Source organism: Lysobacter silvisoli (assembly GCF_003382365.1).
Taxonomy (GTDB): domain Bacteria; phylum Pseudomonadota; class Gammaproteobacteria; order Xanthomonadales; family Xanthomonadaceae; genus Lysobacter; species Lysobacter silvisoli.
This window is the reverse complement of record NZ_QTSU01000001.1, coordinates 117,385-135,473: the sequence shown is the minus strand read 5'-3', so window position 1 is coordinate 135,473 and position 18,089 is coordinate 117,385. Positions and strand designations below refer to the sequence as shown.

Here is an 18,089-nt window from a genome sequence, read left to right as displayed (position 1 = left end):
GGAAAACGCCGCATTTTACCGGAGCGGCCGCGCCGGCGCCGGGCCCGCTGCGGCCATGCCCTACACTAGCGCCATGACCACGTTGTTCATTTCCGACCTGCACCTGGACGCCGAACGCCCGCAGACCACCGAGCTGTTCGGCCGTTTCCTGCGCTCCGAGGCCCGCGGCGCCGACGCGCTGTACATCCTGGGCGACCTGTTCGAGGCCTGGGTGGGCGACGACGACCCCTCCGAAACCGGTGCTTTCGTCGCCGCCGAGCTGCGCGCCCTGGCCGGGTCCGGCGTGCCGGTGTACTTCATCCGCGGCAACCGCGATTTCCTGCTCGGCGACGACTACGCCCGCCGCGCCGGCATGCGCATCCTGGCCGACCCCTCGGTGGTGATGCTGTACGGCCATCCGGTGCTGATCGGCCACGGCGACCAGCTGTGCATCGACGACGTGGCCTACCAGCAGTTCCGCGCCCAGACCCGCGACCCGGCCTGGCAGGCGCAGTTCCTGGCCCAGCCGCTGGCCGCTCGCCTGGCCTTCGCCCAGCAGGCGCGCGCGGCGAGCAAGGCCCATCAATCCGGCCTGCGCGATGCCGGCCGCATGGAGACCCTGACCGACGTGTCGCCGGCCGAGGTCGACAGCGTGTTCGTGCGCTACGGCCTGGACACCCTGATCCACGGCCACACCCACCGCCCGGCCGTGCACGAGCTGATGGCCGGCGGCCGCCCGCGCCGGCGCGTGGTGCTGGGCGACTGGTACGACCAGGGCTCGGTGCTGCGGGTGAACGCGAACATGATGAAGCTGGAAGGCTTGAGCTAAAGCCGTTGGATGCGGCGATGGCCGCATCGCCGCATTGGTGCGGTTCGCCTGCGGCTCACCGCACCCTGCGAGGCCGCTCCTGCCGGAGCGGCCGCCATCACATCAGAACCGCACTTCCGCGGTCAGGAACGCCTGTCGCGGCGCGCCGGACTGCAGGGTGTAGTTCAGGCCGGTCGGGTCCGAGGTCACGAAGCCGTTGGTGCCGATGCTGCCGAAGTATTCTTCATCGAACAGGTTGGTGACGTTGAGCTGCAGCTTGAACGCATCGGCCCAGGACAGTTCGCTCCACTCGTACGACACCGCCGCGTCGGCGACCCAGAACGAATCCACCTTGGAATCGTTGAGGTAGGTCAGGTAGCGGCGGTCGGTGAACTTGGCCGCCAGCTGCGCCGAAAGACCGCCCTGGATCCAGCGCAGCTCGGTGGCGTACAGGCGCTTGGGCGCATCCACCACGTCCTTGCCCTTGGCCGGAATCAGCGTGGTGCCGTCCATGTAGTCGGAGGCGTACTCGGACTTGTTCCAGGCCAGCGAGTTGTACCAGCTCAGGCCTTCGATCGGCGTCCACTGCACGGTCAGCTCGGCGCCGCGCGTTTCCACGTCGCCGACGTTGGCGAAGCTGGAGGCGCAGCCGACGATGCCGGCGCAACGCGCGATCGCCAGCAGGCGGTTCTCGAAATCGACGCGGTACACGGCCAGCGAGGCCTGCAGATTGTCGCGGCTGGTGCGCAGGCCGGCCTCGATCGTGCGCGAGGTTTCCGGTTCCAGCGAGGCCACGGCGGCATTGAAGGCGGCCTGACTGGTGGAATGCGGGCCGTTCACGCCGGTGCGGAAGGCAGCCATGTTCTCGCTGTAGGAGCCGAAGATTTCCTCGTGCTCGCTGAACTGCCAGCGCGCACCGACCTGCGGCAGGAAGTTGTCCTTGGCCACCAGCTTGCCGCCGGCGCGGCTGCCGATCAGGTTCTTGCCGTCGGTCTCCACCCGCGTGCCCTTGAAGCCGGCATCCACCGTGACCCGGCCGTCGGCGAACTCCATGCGGTCGGTCAGGTAGTACTGGCGGGTGTCGGTGTCGAAACGCTGGCGGAACACGCGCGCGTCGGGATCGCGCAGGAAGTAGATGCGGTCCGGCGGGGTATCGCGGCGCAGGTTGTAGAAGTTGCGCTGCACGCCGTGGGCGTTCTGCTCCAGCCACAGGCCGGCCTGCAGGCGGTGGTTGCCGATCTGCCAGGTCAGGCTGGGCATGATGCCGGTGCGCTCGATGTCGTACTCGGTGGTGCGCATGGCGATCGGCACGTCCGGCGAGGACGCATAGGGCGTGGCCCAGTGGCCCTGCCCTTCGTTGCGGTGGTAGTAGACGGTGGCGGCCAGGCTCAGGTCGGCGTTGGCCTGCCAGTCGGCGGACACATACAGCAGGTCGTCGTCGCGCAGGCCGCGGGCGATGTAGTAGGCGTCGTCCAGGCTGGTCACGCCGCCGCTGAAGCGGCCGCCGGCCGCGTCGATCGCGCGCTGCCAGTCGCCGGCGTAGTTGTCCCAGTCCATGCCCAGGCGGCGCGCCGATTGCAGCGACAGGTCGGCGTAGTCGGTCTCGCGACGGCGCGAGGTGGCGGCGTAGCCGGTGAGCTTGAGGTCTTCGGTGGCGTAGACCAGCTTGCTGTTGAACTGGGCGTTGCGCTGCGGCCCCTCGCCCTTCCACTTGTCGGTGGTGTGGAAGGCGCCGCTGAGGTAGGCGCTGAAGCCGTTGTGGTCGCCGGTGTCCACGCGCGCATAGCTGCGGCGGGTGGCGTCGCTGCCGAAGGTCTGGGCCAGGCGCACGCCGTATTCGGTCGAAGGATCGCTGCTGAAGAAGCGCAGGGTGCCGCCGAGGTTGCCGCTGGACGCGGTGTCGATGGCGCCGCTGCCCTGCGACAGTTCGGCGCCGGACAGGTTCTCGCTGATGATCGCGCGGCTGATGTTCAGGCCGTTGTGGTTGCCGTAGCTCATGTCGCCCAGCGGCACGCCGTCCAGGGTGAAGCCCAGCTGCTGCTGCGAGAAGCCGCGGATGCTGAGCTTGCTCGCCCACTCGTAATTGCCCCAAGGGTCGGAGCTCTGGAAGTGCACGCCGGGCAGCTTGGCCATGATCTTGAGCGGGCTGGTGCCGGCGGCGTCGCGCTGCAGCTCGGCCAGGCCCAGGGCCTGCACCTGACGGGTCTGGCCGGTGCCGACCACCGACACCGCGTCCAGGGTGGTGGCGTCGTCCGCGGCGGACGCGGAGGCGTCGGGCTGCGCGGCGGGGGCTTCGGCGGGGCTTTCGGCGCGCACGGCGCCGGCGTACAGGCAAAGCAGGATCGAGGCGGCGAGGATCGTCGTCTTCGTCGTCATTGGGGATTTCCTAGTCGGACCGCCGCGCGTTGGCGCAACTCACTCCGGGCGGCGTGCAGAGCGAAGCCGCGGAAGTCTGTCCAGATCGTGTGTACGCGAGATTGCAGGCAGAAGGCAGTTGCCTACGCGCGGGCGCGGATTGCGACCGAGTCGAGGCCGCAAGGCGCCGGAGGCGGCAGCCGGCTACCTGATTTCGGCGATTGCCGCCCGCGCCCGCGGGCGCGAGCATGCGGCCGAAACCAACCCAGGAGACCGCCATGCCCCAGGCTACGCGCGGCGTCGTCGGCGATTGGATGCGCTACATCGACGATGGCCGCTACCTCAGCGAACTCAGCATTCCCGGCACCCACGACAGCGTGACCGCGCTGTTCCACAGCGGCATCGGCATGGTCGAGGGCTGGACCCGCTGCCAGGACCTGATGATCGAGGAGCAACTGCAACGCGGCATCCGTTTCCTCGACATCCGCCTGCGCTACGACAGCTCGGGCAAGCAGCCGGTGCTGCGGCTGTGCCACGGCAAGTCGGACATGGAGCGGGATTTCGGCTATGTGTTGGGGGTGTGCGAGCGTTTCCTCAGCGCGCACAACCACGAAACCATCGTCGTGTCGATCAAGAACGACCGTCCGGACCAGGACGATGCCCGCGCCTTCGCCCAACTGTTCGAGGCCACGATCGGCGTGCGCGCGCGCAGCGAGTACTGGCACACCGGCAAGACTGTGCCCACGCTGGGCGAGGTGCGGCGCAAGATGGTGCTGCTGCGCCGCTACAGCGAAGGCACGCAGGGCATCGACGCCACCTACTGGCCGCGCAACTGTCCGTTCCGCAAGCTCAACGGCGACGGCGTGAGTTTCGACGTGCAGGATGAGTTCGAGGTCTACACCCACGCCAACCGCGACAAGAAGTTCGACGCCTACGTACTCGATACCCTGCGCGACGCGGTGAACGACAAAGACCCGCACAAGCTGTTCATCAACTTCGCCAGCGGCACCGGCACGGTCTGGCCGGCCACCCTGGCCGAGACCACCAACCCCAAGCTGTACGGCTACTTCGTCGGCGCCCGACCGGGCCGCTACGGCATCGTGCCCATGGATTATCCGGAGCAGTTCACCGGCGGCATGCAGCACGACCTGATCGCCGCCATCGTCAGCGCCAACCCCAGCGACCGCCTGTGCGACTGGGCCACCTACGAGCTGCGGCCGCGGCTGGCGCTGGACAGCCGGCTGACCGTGCTGGGCGACGGCCACTCCGTGGGCATCTTCCAGGCGCTGCCCGACATCCCGCTGCCCTCGCTGCCGGGGCTGCTCGGTATCCCGCCGCCGCTGGCGCTGCCTGCGCCGCTGCCTACTTCGGCCTCGCAGCGCTGGCAGTTGCAGGATGCGGGCAACGGACGCTACCGGCTGCATTCGATGAGCGACCGCAACAAGGTGCTGACAGTCGCGGGGGGCTCCACGGCGGACGGCACGGCGATCACGGCCGAGCAATGGAACGATCAGGCCGGCCAGCTGTGGAAGTTCGACCGCGAAGGCGGTGCTTTCTCGATCAGCCCGAAGCATGCGCCGCACTCGGTGCTGGACGTGTACGGGGCGAATACGGCCAATGGGAGCGCGGTGAAGCTGTATCACCACTATCCGAGCACCTCGCTGAACAACGCGTTCGCGCAGCGGTGGGTGTTGGTTAGGGTGGCTTGAGATAAAGAGCATTCGCGCTTTGCGCTCACCCCCTCACCCTAGCCCTCTCCCGCAAGCGGGAGAGGGAACACATCCGACGGCGCTTGCTGGCTCTTAGCCCCTCTCCCGCTTGCGGGAGAGGGGTTGGGGTGAGGGCCGCGCGGCGATCAATCACTCGGCGGCTTCAACGCATAATTCGCCGGCGGCCTCGCCCCCATCAGATGCTCGACGAAGTAATCCCACATCCGCCGCGCGTAATAGGCATCGTTGCGGAAGAACTCGTGGTTCTGCTTGGGCAGATACAGTGCAGCGCGAAACAGGCGCCGCGCCCGGCGCACCTCAGCCCTCGACGAAGGCCTCGAGCATGCGCAGCTCTTCCTCGTCGAAGCCGGCCGCGCTGCGCGCCTCGAGGTTAAACGGCCCGTACAGCACGGCGCGCGCGTACTCGGCCAGCAGTTCGCGAAAGCGCGGCGCCGGCGCCAGCCCGGCGCGCTCGCAGTACCAACGGAACCAGCGCGAACCGGCGGCGACATGGGCCACCTCTTCGCGCAGGATCACATCCAGGATCGCCACGGTGGCCGCATCGCCCAGCGACTGCAGCTTCACGATCATGCCCGGGGTCACGTCCAGGCCGCGCGCCTCGAGCACGCGCGGCACCAGGGCCATGCGCGCCAGGCCGTCGTGCGCGGTTTTCTCGGCCATTTCCCACAGCCCGTTGTGGGCGTCGAAATCGCCGTAGTCGTAACCCAGTTCCTGCAGGCGCGTGCGCAGCAGCTGGAAATGGCGGGCCTCGTCGCGGGCCACGCTCACCCAGTCGGCGTAGAACTCGGCCGGCAGGCCGCGGAAGCGGTAGACCGCGTCCCAGGCCAGGTCGATGGCGTTGAATTCGATATGCGCGATCGCATGCACGAACGCGGCGCGGCCTTCGTCGCTGCCGAAGCCGCGCCGGGGCAGCTCGCGCGGGTGCACCAGCCGCGGCCGCGGCGGGCGGCCGGGCATGCGGATCGGTTCGGGCGCGGGCGCGTCGTCGGGCAGCGTCAGTTCGCCGCGCGCGTAAGCCTGCGCGGAGGCGAAGGTCGTCTCGACCTTCGCCTCGGGCGTCGCCGCATCCAGGCAGGCGCGCGCGGCGTCGAACAGGTTGGTGGGAGCGAAGCTCATACTGCGTTCACGCCCCTGCGTCGATTCGATCGCGCGGAAGTCGGAATGGGTTCCGGCTTTCGCCGGAATGACGGCCTATGGCTTAACCGCATGCACAGACGATGCGGGCGGCACGGGTACCGCCCCGCTCAAGCCCGTCGGGTCTTCTTGGCGTCGTCCGAGCGCAGCTGCTGCAAACGCTCGAAATAGCCCGGTTCGATCCCGGTCACGTAGTCGCCGTTGAAGCAGGACGAATCGAAGTGGTCGATGCGGTGCTTGGGCCCCGACACCGCCTGCTCCAGCGCGTCCAGATCCTGATAGATCAGCCAGTCGCAGCCCAGCAGCGTCTGCACGTCGTCGTCGCTGCGGCCGTGCGCGACCAGTTCCTCGGCCGAGGGCATGTCGATGCCATAGACGTTGGGGTGGCGCACTGCGGGCGCGGCCGAAGCCAGATAGACTTTGCGCGCGCCGGCGTCGCGCGCCATCTGCACGATCTGCTTGGAGGTGGTGCCGCGCACGATCGAGTCGTCGACCAGCAGCACCACGCGGTTGCGGAATTCCAGCGGAATCGGGTTGAGCTTGCGTCGCACCGATTTCGCGCGTTCGCCCTGCCCCGGCATAATGAAGGTGCGGCCGACGTAGCGGTTCTTGATGAAGCCCTCGCGGTACTTCACGCCCAGCACGTTGGAAATTTCCAGCGCGGCATCGCGCGAGGTATCCGGAATCGGGATCACCACGTCGATGTCGTGGTCCGGCCGCAGGCGCAGGATCTTCTCGCCCAGGGCCTGGCCCATGCGCATGCGCGCCTTGTGCACCGACACGTCGTCCATCATCGAGTCGGGACGGGCGAAGTACACGAACTCGAAGATGCACGGGGTGTGCTTGCGCTCCGGCGCGCACTGGCGCTCGTACAGCTCGCCGCGCGGGGTGACCACGATGCCCTCGCCCGGGCGCACGTCGCGCACGCGCTCGAAGCCCAGCAGGTCCAGCGCCACCGATTCGGAGGCGATCGCGTACTCGTCCTGGCCGCCGCTGCGGCGCTTGCCCAGCACCAGCGGGCGGATGCCGTTGGGGTCGCGGAACGCGACCAGGCCCAGGCCGAGCACGGTGGCGACCACGGCGTAACCGCCGACGCAGCGGCGGTGCACGCCCTCGATGGCCTTGAACGCGGCCTCCGGGGTCAGCCCGCGCTGCAGGTCCAGCTCGTGCGCGAACACGTTGAGCAGCACTTCCGAATCGGACTCGGTGTTGACGTTGCGGCGGTCCTGCTCGAACACCTCGCGGCGCAGGGTGTCGGTGTTGATCAGGTTGCCGTTGTGGGCCAGGGCGATGCCGAACGGCGAGTTCACGTAGAACGGCTGCGCTTCGTCGGAACCCTCGCTGCCGGCGGTGGGGTAGCGGCAGTGGCCGATGCCCACACGGCCTTCGAGCAGGCGCATGGCGCCTTCGTCGAACACGTCGCTGACCAGACCGTTGCCCTTGTGCACGCGCAGGCGCGCGCCGTCGGCCGTGGCGATGCCGGCCGCGTCCTGGCCGCGGTGCTGGAGCACGGTGAGGCCGTCGTAAAGCTGGGCCGCGACGTCGTTATGGCCGACGATGCCGAGTATGCCGCACATGGGTCTGTGTCCTGCTGAGAGAGCGATTGGAGCGAGGCGATTTGGAACGAGGCGATTGGAGCAAGCGATTGGAGCGAGGATTCACATCACGAAAGCTTCGTCCTGCTCGACCGGCATCGGCAGGGCGTCGTCGCGATCCTTGCGTGGCGAGACCTGCAGCGGGTCGCGCGTGGGTATGCGTTGGACCCCCTCCATGCCGTCGGCGTGGGCGCCTTTCAAGCCCACGCCCTTGAGCAGGGGCAGCACGCCCTCGTTGAGGATGGGCAGCACGTCCTGGCCGTAAGGCTGGTGCGCGCCCGCGCCGGCCAGCGCCGGCAGATTCTGCAGATTGACCTGATCGAGCTTGGGCAGGCTGGGCATCCAGGCCGGCACGCCGCCGCTGAAATCGATGGCGCGCGCGGTCCAGTCCGGCATCCAGCTGCGCACCATGCGCGCACCGGGCGAGAACAGCGGCACCAGCGAGGAGGAACGCCATTCGCGCTGGTGCGCGAGCGGGGTGAAGCTGACCAGCAGCACCAGCATGCTGGCGATCAGGCCGCCGCGCACGGTGCCGATCATCAGGCCCAGGGCGCGGTCCACGCCGGACATGCCGGACTCGTGCACCATGCGCTTGACCACGTAGCCCACGATCCACACCGTCACCAGGACCACGCCGAAGCTCAGCGCGTAGCCGCCGAACATGGCGCCCAAGCCCGGGCGGCCGTCCTCGGCCAGCATCATCGCAGTGGCGCCGCCGAAACCGAACGCGGCCCAGCCGGCCAGGATCCACGCCGCCAGCGAGGCGACCACGCCGATGAAGCCGCGCATCATGCCCAACAGCGCGGATATCGCGACGACCGCCAGCAGGATCAGATCGGCGGCGCCCATCGCGTCAGGCCCTCAGGGATGCGGACGGACGATGCCGTCGACGCCGATCTTGGCGGCGGCTTGGGATTTGAGTTTGTCCGCGGCCGCGCGGTCGGCGACCGGACCTAGGCGCACGCGGCTGAGCGAGCCCTTGTCGGTGCGCACCTGCTCGACGAAGGCGCTGAAGCCGGCGGCGCGCGCGCGGTCGCGCAGCTTGTTGGCCTCGTCGGGATTGCCGAACGCGCCCAGCTGCACGGCGAAACCGGTGTTGGATGCGGCCGGCTTGGTCGGCGCGGGCACCGCCGCGGGCTTGGCCGGTTCGACCGGCTTGGCCGCGGGCTTGGCGGCGGCGACCACCGGCGGCTTGGCCGGCGCGGTCGCGGGCGGCTTGGCGGCGGTGGCGCGCTCGGGCGGCAGCGCGGCCGGCTGGGTCGCCGCGGGGCGGGTTTCCAGCGGCACCGGCGCCGACACCGAAGGCGCGGCCGCGGCCACCGGGGTGGAGGCCGGTGCGGACGCGTCGGCATCCAGGGCCACCACCTTGGCGCTGACGGCGCTATTGATCTTGGTCGAAGCAAGGCGCGCGGTTTCGGCGTCGGCGCGCGAGCCGTAGGGCCCGATGCGCACGCGGTGCAGGGTGCGGCCGCTGCTGTCGACGGGTTCCTGGTAGCCAGGCAGCTGCGCCTTGCGCAGCGCCGCGACCACGCGGTCGGCGTCGGCGGAGGTGGCATAGCTGCCGAAGCTCACCGCGTAGTCGCCGCCGGCGGCGCTGGCCGGCAAGGCCTCGCTGACCGGTGCGGGCGTCTGGGTGGCGGTGTCCACGGTGGGCAGGCGCTCGCCCTGGCCGTCGGCGCCGGGCGACATGCCGACCACGCCACCGTCGGGCGCGGTACCCGGCCCCACCAGCGGCAGTTCGCGGGTTTCGAACTGGCCATCGGGCTGGTCGGGCAGGTTGAGCGGCACGTCGGAGGCGCTGCTCTCCGGAGCCGGCCCCTTGATCAGCATGGGCAGGAAGATCACCGCCAGCGCGACCAACACCGTCGCGCCGATCAGTCGCTGTTTCAGGGCAGGTTCCATCGCTACTCGATCGCTCGCAGGGCCGGTTGCGGTGACGCGATTATAGCGCCCATGGGCGCAGCCGCCGGTGCCGGCGCTGGCGGCGGTGTTCAGCTAAGGCTACGGGCCGCGTGCGCGGGCTCCAAAAACGGCGACTCCCCCGTCGCCGGAGGAGTCGCACAGCGCTTGGGATCGAGCGCTCGGCTCAGCTCACCGTGCCACCCTGGTCGCGTTTCTTGCCGCGGAAGAAGCCGATCAGCTTGCCGAACGCCGCGCCCACCACCAGCACCAGCGGGATCAGCAGCTTCTTCAGGCCCAGCAGCAGCGCGCCGATCTTGGCGAACAGGCCGGCCTTGGCGGCCAGGCCGCCGCCGACCAGCGCCGCCAGACCGTAGGCCGCGGTCTTGTCGGTGCTGGAGTCGTAGTCGGCGTAGCGCGCGCCGGCGTCGAACTCCACCTGCGGCAGCAGCCGTTGCATGCCGCTGCGGACCTGGGCGAGCTCGCCCATGCCGGCCACGGCGTTGAGGCTGAGGTAGCCGCGCCGGCCGAGCACACGGATGTCGTAGTTCAAGGTGTGGTTGGGGCTGCCTTCGAACGCCAGCTCCTTGGCCCAGTACAGCTTCTTGGTCGCCGCGTCGTAGCGCGGCGGCTCGGCCCAGCCCACCAGTTCGATGGCCTCGTAGCCGGCCTTGCGGCGCTCGGCGTTGGCTTCCTGGGTGCCCTCCTGCATGTCCTTGAGCATCTGCGCGTAGTCGATCTTGGCCGCGTCCTCGTCGGACACATAGCCCTCGTCGACATAGGTCACCACCACCGCCCAGCTGTGTTCGTCCAGCAGGTCCACGCCGGCGGGCACGATCAGGCCGAGCACGTCGCTGTCGGGCGGATTGCCCCACAGCTGCTCCAGCACCTTCTGCGCGTCGGCCGCGCCCAGATAACGGAAGTCCTTGCCCAGCTTGAGCTGCGCATCGGCCGGCGCCACCGCCACCTGGCCTTGCTGGTACTGCAGGCTTTGCGCGAACGCACGCGCGCGCTGCTCGGCCTGTTCGCGCGCGGCCTCGTCCGCGGCCTGCGCATGCGCGCCGGCCGACACGGCCAGCAGGCCGCACAGCATCCACTTCCACATGTCGGTATTCCCCTGAGAAAACGGGCGTCCCCACGCCCGGACGCACAGTATCGCGCGCGTCCGCCCGCAGCGGCTAGCGCGGGCGCCACCGCTTCGGCGCAAAGCCGCGCTCAGCGCGCGGACAGGCGTTGCAGCGCGGCGGCGGCGGTGTGGAAGGAACCGAACACCAGCACCCGGTCGCCGGGTTCGGCGCGCGCCAGCGCGGCGTCCAGGGCGGCGGCCACATCGGCATGGCGCTGGCCTTCGGCCGCGGCGCTGCCGTGCAGGCGCTGGGCGAAGGCGTCGACGTCGATGCCGCGCGGGCCGCTGTCGGCCAGGCCGGCCAGATGCCATTCGTCGATGCGATCGGCCAGCGCCGCGACCACGCCGGCCACGTCCTTGTCGCCCAGCGCGGCGAACACCGCGCGCACCCGGCCGGGCGCGGGCACGGCCGCCAGCCAGGCCGCCAGTTCGCGTGCGGCCTGCGGGTTGTGGCCCACGTCCACCAGCACGTCCACGCCGCCGCGCTCGAAGCGCTGCAGGCGGCCGGGCACGTGCGCGTTAGCGACGCCCTGCGCCAGTTCGGCCTTGCCCGGCGCGCCGCCCAGCGCGCGCAACGCGGCGATGGCGACGGCGGCGTTGCGCAGCTGCGCCGGCGCGGCCAGCTGCGGCAGCGGCAGATCGGCGCGGTAACCGACCTCGCGCCAGCGCCACTGCGGCGCGGCGTCGGCGCGCGATGGCAGCGGCTCGAAGAAGAAATCGCAATTCGCCCGCAGCGCCGAGGCGCCGATGCGGTAGGCGTGACCCAGCACGCTGGACGGCGGATCGTCGTCGCCCAGCACCAGCGGCTTCCAGGCGCGGGCGATGCCGGCCTTCTCGAAACCGATGGCCTCGCGGTCCTCGCCCAGATAATCCTGGTGGTCCAGATCGACGGTGGTGATCACCGCCACGTCGGGATCGACGATGTTGGTCGCATCCAGGCGCCCGCCCAGGCCGACCTCCAGGATCGCCAGGTCCAACCGGGCGCGCTCGAACAGCCACAGCGCGGCCAGGGTGCCGTATTCGAAATAGGTCAGCGCGACTTCGCCGCCGCCCGCCGCGCCCAGGCGCGCGGCCTCGATGGCTTCGAACGCGGCGACGATCTCGGCGTCGCCCGCGTCGCGCCCGTCGATGCGGATGCGCTCGTTGTAGGCCAGCAGATGCGGCGAAGTGTAGGCGCCCACGCGGCGGCCGTCGGCGCGCGCGATGGCCTCGATGAAGGCCACGGTCGAGCCCTTGCCGTTGGTGCCGCCGACGGTGATCACCTTCTTGGCCGGCCGCCCCAGGCCCAGGCGCCGGGCGACGATGCGGATGCGTTCCAAGCCCATGTCGATGGTCTTGGGATGGATGCGTTCGATGTAGGACAGCCAGTCGGCGAGCGTGCGTTGCATGGCGCTATTGTCGCCGATCCGGCCGGGGCATAGGGGGTCTGGCACCGCTCCCCATGCCGGCGGCGAGGCTCGAAACCCACTGCCGATGCGCCCTGTCCCGTCGCTCCCTACTGCGTCATTCCGGCGCAAGCCGGAACCCATTTGCTTGCGCCTCGGGATTCGACGGCGACGGGAAACCAAGCAAGATCAAGATGGGTTCCGGCTTACGCCGGAATGACGGGATTGAGGCCGCGATGGAGATCCGACAGAGCCTCCCCGTGCCTTACAGCGCTCTGTGCACCGCTTCGCCGAACAACAGCGTGTGATGGCTGCAATCGTTCAACCGCACCACATCGAGGTGATCGACGTCGGGCCCTTCGAGCAAGTTCAGCGTGGTCGGCGCCTGGCGGAAGGTCCACAGCTTGGCCAGCGGGATGCCCAGCACCTGGCACAGCAACACGCGGTTGACCGCGTCGTGGGCGACCACCAGCAAGGTGTCGTCGTCGCCCAAGCCTTGCGCGGCACGCGCGAACGCGGGCCAGGCGCGGTCGAGCACGTGCTGGATCGATTCGCCGCCGGGCATCAGCACCTCGTGCGGGGTATCGCGCCAGGCGCGCAGGCGGTCGCCGTCGCGCTCGCGGATTTCGCTGGCGAGCAGGCCCTCCCAACTGCCGTGCGCGATCTCCATCAGGCCCGGATCGAGCTGCAGCGTGGCGGCGCGTTCCGCGCCCAGCGCCAGTTCGGCGGTGCGGCGGGCGCGGACCAGCGGCGAGGCCACCGCGCGGGTGATCGGCACTTCGCGCAGGCGTTCGCCCAAGGCGGCAGCCTGCGCTTGTCCGATCGGCGACAACGGGATGTCTTCCTGGCCCTGGTAGCGGCCTTCGGCGTTCCAGGGCGTTTCGCCATGGCGTGCGAGCAGGATGCGCATGCTTACACCTGCGCCAGCGAGAGGATGCCGGGCGTCGCGCGCAGCACGGCCAGTTGTTCCTCGGCCACCGGGCGGTCCACCGTGATCGCCGCGCGCGCCTGGCCGTCGCCGGCCGCGCCCAGGGCGAAGTTGACGATGTTCACGCCGGCCGCACCGAGTTGGCTGCCGACCGTGCCGATCATGCCGGGGCGGTCTTCGTTGCGCAGCAGCAGCACGTGCGCCTGCGGATCGAACTCGATTTCCACGCCGTCCAGACGGACCACGCGCGGACCGCGGTGCAAGGTGGCCTCGATCTCGCGGGTGCGGTGTTCGCCGACCACGCGCAGCTTGAGCAGGCGGTCGAAACCGTCGCCGTCGCCGCCCAGGGTTTCGGACACGGTCAGGCCGCGCGCGGCGGCTTCCTGCAGCGCGTTGACCGGCGTGACCCGGCCGGACGCGGTGCCGAGCAGCGCGGCGACCAGCAGGCGCGACAGCGGGCGCGTGTCCAACGCTTCGGTGCGGCCGGCGTAGGTGATTTCCAGGCGCGTGGGCGCGGGCACCAGGCGCGCGGCCAGGCGGCCCAGCGAGGACATCAGCGGCATCCACGGGCCCACTTCGCGCGCGGCCTCGGCAGTCAGCGGCGGCAGGTTGACGCAGCCGGCGACCGCGCCGGTGGCGACGAAGTCGATGATCTGCCGCGCCAGGATGGTGCTGACCGCCTGCTGCGCCTCGCTGGTGGATGCGCCCAGGTGCGGGGTCAGGATCAGCTTGGCGTTGGCGCGCAGCGGCGAGTCGGCCTGCAGCGGTTCGGTGGCGAAGGTGTCCAGCGCGGCGCCGGCGATGTGTCCCTCCTCCAGCAGGGTCAGCAGCGCGGCCTCGTCGACCAGGCCGCCGCGCGCGGCGTTGATCAGGTAGGCGCCCTTCTTCATCGCGCGCATGCGCGCTTCCGACAGCAGGTTGGTGGTTTCCTTGGTGCGCGGGATATGCAGGGTGACCACGTCGGCCCAGGCCAGCAGTTCGTCCAGGGTCTTCAGCGGCACGCTGCCCTTGCCCGCGGCCGAGGCCGGCAGGAACGGATCGTGCGCGGCCACCTCCATGCCGATGCCCTGGGCCTTGCGCGCCACGGTGCCGCCGATGCGGCCCAGGCCGATCACGCCCAGCTTCTTGCCTTCCAGCTCGAAGCCGGTCAGACCGGCCTTGGGCCATTCGCCGGCCTTCATGCCGGCGTCGGCGCGCGGGATGTGGCGGGCCAGCGCGAACAGCAGCGAGATCGCGTGCTCGGCCGCGGCCAGGGTGTTGCCGTCGGGCGCGTTCATCACCGCGATGCCGCGCGCGGTGGCCGCGTCGACGTCGATGGTGTCCACGCCGGCGCCGGCGCGGCCGATCACGCGCAGGTTGCGCGCCTCGCGCAGGGCTTCGGCCGGGACCTGGGTGGCCGAACGCACGAGCACGGCGTCGACCTCGGCCAGGGCCTGGGCCAGCACGTCGGGATCCTTGATCGGGGCGGGGGCCACGACTACGTCCCATCCCGCCTCGCGGAACAGGGCCAAGCCGTCTTCGTGGATGCCATCGCAGGCCAGTACTTTCATCGCAAGCTCCTTGGGGAATGGGAGCGCGGAAAGCCTGCGAGCCGGCACAGCGGGAACAGGTTCGGCTACGTCAGGGCCCGGGATACGGACGGACCTTGGGTAGCGCGGCCGCACGGAGGCGGCATCTGACACGGGTCGGGAGACGGGGCCGGCTGGCATGGGAATCCGCGACTGAAGGCGCAGAGTAGCAAAGCCGTGCCCGGTTGCAAGCGCGGCACCGCCGTCACTGCCGCGATGTGCCGGCGCCGGCAATTCGCGACAGCCGCACGGACCGCGGTCACAACTACACGGATTTCTAGCTTCCGCCTCACCTGATGCCAACAAATTTCGCCCTAGGGTCGCCGGGCCGGCACCGACGCCGGCGCATTCGACGACAGGGAGTGGAAGATGCGTAAGAAGACCGCCTGGACGCTGGGCCTGCTGGCCGCGGCCGCCATGGGTGCGGCCATCGCCGCGGTGGGCCCGACCGGCCCGGGCCAGTTCTATTACTACTACGACGCCAACGGTGCGGTGGTGGGCTACCAAGCCATCGACTGCTACGGCAACCGCACGTCCTGGGGCAAGTTCACCAAGAACTACGCGGACGGCTATTTCATCTGCGATCCCGATCCGCGCTGACCCCGACGCGACCTGCGCACGCCGCCCAGCGCGCGTGCGCCCAGCCCACCACCATAGCCACTCGGCGCCCGCCGCGCACCGCGCTGCCTGCGCCGCAGCCAAGGAGATCCACCATGCGTAAGCGCCTCATCGTCGCCCTGGGCCTGGCCCTGGCCCTGTACGCCACCGCCGCCCTCGCCCGCCCGCCCATCGCCGACGAGATCGGCGAGTTCTACGTCTACTTCGACGCCAACGGCCACGTCGTCGGCGAGTCGTCCATGGACTGCGAAGGCACCTACTACCAGTCCGGCGTGCTGACGTCCCGTTACAGCTCGGGCAAGGCGTTCTGCCCGGGGGATTGATCGGCCCCGTGCACTGTCGAAGTTGGGAAGGCCGGGCGCTGCCCGGCCTTTCTGCTTGGCGCGGAGCCTTGGGGAAAGGAGCGGCGTAAGCCGCGACAGTGAAACTCGGTTACGTCGCAGTCGCCGTTGACGTGCTTTCGTGGTCGCGGCTTACGCCGCTCCTACCCAAAGCGGATTCGCGATCGGGGGAGCCGAGATCGCGGCTTATGGCCACAGGAGATTCCTGTAGGGCCGCTCCCACAGAGAGCGAGCGCCACGAAAAAGAGAAGGCCGGTCCTTGACCGGCCTTCGGGTGTGGCCTGCAACGCCGCGCCTTACTTCGGCGCGACGTTCAGTTCCTTCAACAACTGCGGCGCCGGATAGACCTCCTGCATGATCCAGCGCATGTAGCGCTGGTCGACGGAGATCATGCGGGTCATGGCCGGGTCGAAGACCCAGTTCGAGCTCACCGATTCCCAGTTGCCGTCGAAGGCCAGGCCGACCAGCTTGCCGTTGCCGTCCAGCACCGGCGAGCCGGAGTTGCCGCCGGTGATGTCCAGGTTGGCCAGGAAGTTCACCGGCACCGTGCCCAGGCGCTTGTCGGCCAGGCCGCCGTAGCGCTTGGCGGCGATGGCGTCTAGCAACGACTGCGGTGCGTCGAAGGGGTCGGCGCCGGTGGCCTTGGCCGCGACTTCCTCGAGCTTAGTGAACGGCACCTGCTTGCTGCCGTCGGTCTTGGTGTAGCCCATGACGTTGCCGAAGGTGATGCGCAGCGAGGAGTTGGCGTCCGGGTAGACGAACTGGCCCTTGCTCTTCTTGTAGTCGGCCACGGCCTGCAGGTAGACCGGGCGCGCGACCAGGGTTTCGCCGGCGCGGGCCTTGCCTTCCTCTTCCAGCTTGAGCACGGCGGGCATGATCGCCACGGCCAGCTGGATCGCCGGGTCCTTGCTCTTCTCGAACGCGGCGCGGTCGGTCTTCATCAGCGCCAGGCGCTGGTCGGTGGCGCCGAGCTTGGTCTTGGCCAGCTTGTCCAGCGCGCGCTTGATCGCCTTCTCGTCGTTGCCGCCCAGCCACTTGTCCAGCTGCGGGATGCGCTGCGCGGCCGGCAGCTTGACGTATTCGGCGAGCCAGTAGGCCTGCAGCTGGCGGTCCATCTTCGGATCGTAGCGGCGCTCCATCTGCTTCATCGCGCCTTCGAACGAAGGCATATCGCGCTGCTGGTAGCCCTGCTCGCGCTGGGCGTCGGGCTTGGCGCTTTCGATCGACAGACGGTACAGCTGCAGCGCGGCGCCGACCGCGCCGGTGTTGCGGAACTGGCTGAAGATCAGGTCGCGTTCGCGGTTGGCGCGGGCTTCGCCGCCCACCCGCACCAGGGTGTCGTGCGCGGCCAGCGCGGGCTGGCCCTTGGCGCCCTGCTTGCGCAGCCAGTCGAGCACGGCGGCGTCCTCGGCGTGCTTCTTGTCGCTGGCGCCGATGCGCTGGAAGCCTTCCAGCTGACCGTCGTAATTCTTCATCGCGTTCTGCCAGCCACGCACGGTGCTGGCGTACTTCACGCCGATCTCGGGGGTCTTCTTGCCCTCGGCTTCGACCATGGCCACCAGCTTCTTGTAGTGGCCGCCCACGGTGGGATAGGTCCACTGCGCGGTGTTGTCGAAGTCCTCGGCCAGGGCGTATCGGCTGGTCGAACCCGGATAGCCGGCGACCATGACGAAGTCGCCCGCGCCCAGCGGCTTGTCGGCGATCTTCAGCCAGTGCTTGGGCTGGTAGGGCACGTTGTCGGCGGCGTAGGCGGCGGGCTTGCCGTCCTTGCCGACGTAGGCGCGGTAGAAGGAAAAATCGCCGGTGTGGCGCGGCCACATCCAGTTGTCGACCTCGCCGCCGTAGTTGCCGATGCTGCCCGGAGGCGCATAGACCAGGCGCACGTCCTTGATTTCGAGGTTGCGGAACAGGCGGTAGGTGTTGCCGCCGGAGAAGCTGTAGAGGCGGCAGCGGAAGCCGGCTTCGGCTTCGCAGGCAGCGACCAGGCGCTTTTCCACGTCTTCCAGCGCGCGGGTGCGGCCGATCGCGTCGGGCGCGGCGGCGATGGCGGCCTTCACTTCGGCGGTGACGTCCTGGATCGAATCCAGGGCGTAGATGCGCGCGTTCGGGCCGGCGGAGACCTCGGCGGCCGGCGTGGCGGCGTTGAAGCCGTCGCGCATCAGGTTCTTTTCGGCGGTGGAGTTGAGCTGGATCGCGCCGTAGGCGCAGTGGTGGTTGGTGACCACCAGGCCCTGCGGGGAGACGAAGCTGGCGGTGCAGCCGCCCAGCGAGACCACGGCGCCCATCGGGTCGCCGGTCAGGTTGGCCAGCTGCTTGGGGTTCAACTTCAGGCCGGCCTTCTTCAGCGGGCCGGCGATCTCCGGCAGCTGCTGCGGCACCCACATGCCCTCGCCCGCCTGGGCCAGACCCACCGCGAACGTCCCCGTCATCGCCATGGCCGCAGCCAACGCCGTGTAACGCATGCAACTCTCCTTACGGTAATCGACCGGCGAGTCTAGCCCGCCGGGATGGAGGCCCGGGTATGACTAAAGTCCTGCCCGGGCCGTTCAGGTGTGACCGGATTGGAGGCCTGGGGCCCTGGGGAGATGGCTCTGAAGCCTCTGGATCCCCGCCTTCGCGGGGA

Annotated in this window: 14 protein-coding genes; 4 read left to right on the top strand and 10 right to left on the bottom strand. The window is 69.6% G+C overall.

The window, feature by feature from the left end:
- Positions 1 to 73 precede the first annotated feature (73 nt).
- Positions 74 to 808: a UDP-2,3-diacylglucosamine diphosphatase gene (gene lpxH, locus DX914_RS00645; protein ID WP_115857165.1), complete on the top strand. Its 735-nt coding sequence runs from the start codon at positions 74 to 76 to the stop codon at positions 806 to 808.
- 102 nt (positions 809 to 910) lie between these two features.
- Here lpxH and DX914_RS00640 read toward each other — a convergent pair whose 3' ends face one another.
- Positions 911 to 3,163 (bottom strand): TonB-dependent receptor, encoded by a 2,253-nt coding sequence (locus tag DX914_RS00640; protein ID WP_115857164.1) that lies wholly within the window; start codon positions 3,161 to 3,163, stop codon positions 911 to 913.
- 257 nt (positions 3,164 to 3,420) lie between these two features.
- On the opposite strand from DX914_RS00640, the gene DX914_RS00635 reads away from it, so the two are divergent.
- Positions 3,421 to 4,851 carry a phosphatidylinositol-specific phospholipase C domain-containing protein gene (locus DX914_RS00635; RefSeq protein ID WP_158549166.1) on the top strand — a complete coding sequence of 477 codons (1,431 nt, stop codon included), beginning with the start codon at positions 3,421 to 3,423 and terminating at the stop codon, positions 4,849 to 4,851.
- A gap of 318 nt (positions 4,852 to 5,169) precedes the next feature.
- Here DX914_RS00635 and DX914_RS00630 read toward each other — a convergent pair whose 3' ends face one another.
- From DX914_RS00630 to serA, 8 genes are all read right to left on the bottom strand, one after another.
- Positions 5,170 to 5,988 carry a ferritin-like domain-containing protein gene (locus DX914_RS00630; RefSeq protein ID WP_115857162.1) on the bottom strand — a complete coding sequence of 273 codons (819 nt, stop codon included), beginning with the start codon at positions 5,986 to 5,988 and terminating at the stop codon, positions 5,170 to 5,172.
- A 128-nt stretch (positions 5,989 to 6,116) separates the two neighbouring features.
- Positions 6,117 to 7,583 carry an amidophosphoribosyltransferase gene (gene purF, locus DX914_RS00625; RefSeq protein ID WP_115857161.1) on the bottom strand — a complete coding sequence of 489 codons (1,467 nt, stop codon included), beginning with the start codon at positions 7,581 to 7,583 and terminating at the stop codon, positions 6,117 to 6,119.
- An 81-nt stretch (positions 7,584 to 7,664) separates the two neighbouring features.
- The gene (locus DX914_RS00620) at positions 7,665 to 8,450 is read right to left on the bottom strand and encodes a CvpA family protein (protein ID WP_115857160.1); all 786 of its coding nucleotides are present in this window, start codon (positions 8,448 to 8,450) and stop codon (positions 7,665 to 7,667) included.
- Between the two features lie 12 nt (positions 8,451 to 8,462).
- Positions 8,463 to 9,503, bottom strand: coding sequence for an SPOR domain-containing protein (locus tag DX914_RS00615; RefSeq protein WP_115857159.1), 1,041 nt, complete (start codon positions 9,501 to 9,503; stop codon positions 8,463 to 8,465).
- A 184-nt stretch (positions 9,504 to 9,687) separates the two neighbouring features.
- On the bottom strand, positions 9,688 to 10,605 hold the full coding sequence (locus DX914_RS00610; protein WP_115857158.1) for a DUF2167 domain-containing protein: 918 nt from the start codon (positions 10,603 to 10,605) through the stop codon (positions 9,688 to 9,690).
- 110 nt (positions 10,606 to 10,715) lie between these two features.
- Positions 10,716 to 12,014: a bifunctional tetrahydrofolate synthase/dihydrofolate synthase gene (gene folC / locus DX914_RS00605; protein ID WP_115857157.1), complete on the bottom strand. Its 1,299-nt coding sequence runs from the start codon at positions 12,012 to 12,014 to the stop codon at positions 10,716 to 10,718.
- A gap of 262 nt (positions 12,015 to 12,276) precedes the next feature.
- Complete coding sequence (locus DX914_RS00600) at positions 12,277 to 12,921, bottom strand: histidine phosphatase family protein (protein ID WP_115857156.1); 645 nt, start codon at positions 12,919 to 12,921, stop codon at positions 12,277 to 12,279.
- A 2-nt stretch (positions 12,922 to 12,923) separates the two neighbouring features.
- Entirely contained in the window at positions 12,924 to 14,489 is a 1,566-nt protein-coding gene (gene serA, locus DX914_RS00595; RefSeq protein WP_158549165.1) for a phosphoglycerate dehydrogenase, read from the bottom strand.
- A gap of 387 nt (positions 14,490 to 14,876) precedes the next feature.
- On the opposite strand from serA, the gene DX914_RS00590 reads away from it, so the two are divergent.
- The gene (locus tag DX914_RS00590; protein ID WP_115857154.1) at positions 14,877 to 15,107 is read left to right on the top strand and encodes a DUF6289 family protein; all 231 of its coding nucleotides are present in this window, start codon (positions 14,877 to 14,879) and stop codon (positions 15,105 to 15,107) included.
- 113 nt (positions 15,108 to 15,220) lie between these two features.
- Positions 15,221 to 15,448 carry a DUF6289 family protein gene (locus DX914_RS00585; protein ID WP_115857153.1) on the top strand — a complete coding sequence of 76 codons (228 nt, stop codon included), beginning with the start codon at positions 15,221 to 15,223 and terminating at the stop codon, positions 15,446 to 15,448.
- Positions 15,449 to 15,762: 314 nt separating this feature from the next.
- Here DX914_RS00585 and DX914_RS00580 read toward each other — a convergent pair whose 3' ends face one another.
- Entirely contained in the window at positions 15,763 to 17,928 is a 2,166-nt protein-coding gene (locus DX914_RS00580; protein ID WP_425480645.1) for a S46 family peptidase, read from the bottom strand.
- Positions 17,929 to 18,089 lie beyond the last annotated feature (161 nt).

Coding starts and splice junctions, on each gene's coding strand:
- DX914_RS00615 (WP_115857159.1), bottom strand. CDS start 9,503: ATGGAACCTGCCCTGAAACAGCGACTGATCGGCGCGACGGTGTTGGTC.
- DX914_RS00590 (WP_115857154.1), top strand. CDS start 14,877: ATGCGTAAGAAGACCGCCTGGACGCTGGGCCTGCTGGCCGCGGCCGCC.
- DX914_RS00640 (WP_115857164.1), bottom strand. CDS start 3,163: ATGACGACGAAGACGACGATCCTCGCCGCCTCGATCCTGCTTTGCCTG.
- serA (WP_158549165.1), bottom strand. CDS start 14,489: ATGAAAGTACTGGCCTGCGATGGCATCCACGAAGACGGCTTGGCCCTG.
- DX914_RS00620 (WP_115857160.1), bottom strand. CDS start 8,450: ATGGGCGCCGCCGATCTGATCCTGCTGGCGGTCGTCGCGATATCCGCG.
- lpxH (WP_115857165.1), top strand. CDS start 74: ATGACCACGTTGTTCATTTCCGACCTGCACCTGGACGCCGAACGCCCG.
- DX914_RS00630 (WP_115857162.1), bottom strand. CDS start 5,988: ATGAGCTTCGCTCCCACCAACCTGTTCGACGCCGCGCGCGCCTGCCTG.
- DX914_RS00580 (WP_425480645.1), bottom strand. CDS start 17,928: ATGCGTTACACGGCGTTGGCTGCGGCCATGGCGATGACGGGGACGTTC.
- DX914_RS00610 (WP_115857158.1), bottom strand. CDS start 10,605: ATGTGGAAGTGGATGCTGTGCGGCCTGCTGGCCGTGTCGGCCGGCGCG.
- folC (WP_115857157.1), bottom strand. CDS start 12,014: ATGCAACGCACGCTCGCCGACTGGCTGTCCTACATCGAACGCATCCAT.
- DX914_RS00600 (WP_115857156.1), bottom strand. CDS start 12,921: ATGCGCATCCTGCTCGCACGCCATGGCGAAACGCCCTGGAACGCCGAA.
- DX914_RS00585 (WP_115857153.1), top strand. CDS start 15,221: ATGCGTAAGCGCCTCATCGTCGCCCTGGGCCTGGCCCTGGCCCTGTAC.
- purF (WP_115857161.1), bottom strand. CDS start 7,583: ATGTGCGGCATACTCGGCATCGTCGGCCATAACGACGTCGCGGCCCAG.
- DX914_RS00635 (WP_158549166.1), top strand. CDS start 3,421: ATGCCCCAGGCTACGCGCGGCGTCGTCGGCGATTGGATGCGCTACATC.